Source organism: Staphylococcus sp. HMSC063F05, assembly GCF_001837075.1.
In the GTDB taxonomy this organism is placed as follows: Bacteria; Bacillota; Bacilli; order Staphylococcales; family Staphylococcaceae; genus Staphylococcus; species Staphylococcus epidermidis.
Map to the genome: position 1 here is coordinate 1 of NZ_KV831311.1, position 794 is coordinate 794.

1 pseudogene is annotated in these 794 nt (G+C 31.4%); it reads right to left on the reverse strand.

The features are described 5' to 3' along the window. Positions 1-109: 109 nt before the first annotated feature. Positions 110-794, reverse strand: a pseudogene (locus HMPREF2576_RS01400) (IS110-like element ISSep2 family transposase); the annotation flags it as partial.

Sequence of the window (794 nt, forward strand, 5' to 3'; positions counted from 1 at the left end):
TTCCTACGATTAGTCAAGTACTTATAATTAAAATAAGCATTACTTAACTAAACCGTTCATTTTAATTTTTTTGAATAAGGTGTTAAACTATATTTGATTGTACGTTTGGCTAATGTGGTGACATTTGATAATCGTACAATTTATGATTCATTACAAGATAATGAATTGTTTTTAATAATCGATTTATACAAGCAATGATGGCAGTCTTATGAGGTTTCTCATTAGGCTGCTTTCTTAGTTTGTAGTAATAATCGACGACATGATTGTCATAATGATGCTGCCCTCTTATTATATTCATAATCACCCAAAATAAAAGTTTTCTCGCTTTTTTATTACCACGCTTGTTGATGGTATCTCTACAGTGTGTATGACCTGATTGATATCGTTTGATATCAATGCCAACAAAAGCATTGAGTTGTTTATTTGATTTAAATCGCTTAATATCACCAATCTCCCCAATAATCATAGCTGTGCTTAGCTTACCAATACCAGGTATCGAATGAATATTTTCAAAATAATCGAGTTGTTGTGCTAATTGAATCATGGCATCATCTAATTGTTTGAGATGATGAATAGATTGTTTTAATTGTTGAATAAGTAAGCGTAATTTTTCGACTAGAAAGGAATGTCTATCGACATTAGGATAGCTTTCTTGAGCAATCACTCTTAATTGAAGTGCATATTTTGTAGCTTTATCCATTGACATTCCCTTATCTGTAGAATTGAATATATGTGTAATCAGTACATCCTTGTCGATATCAAGAACCATGTCTGGATGAGTAAAGATTTCTGCG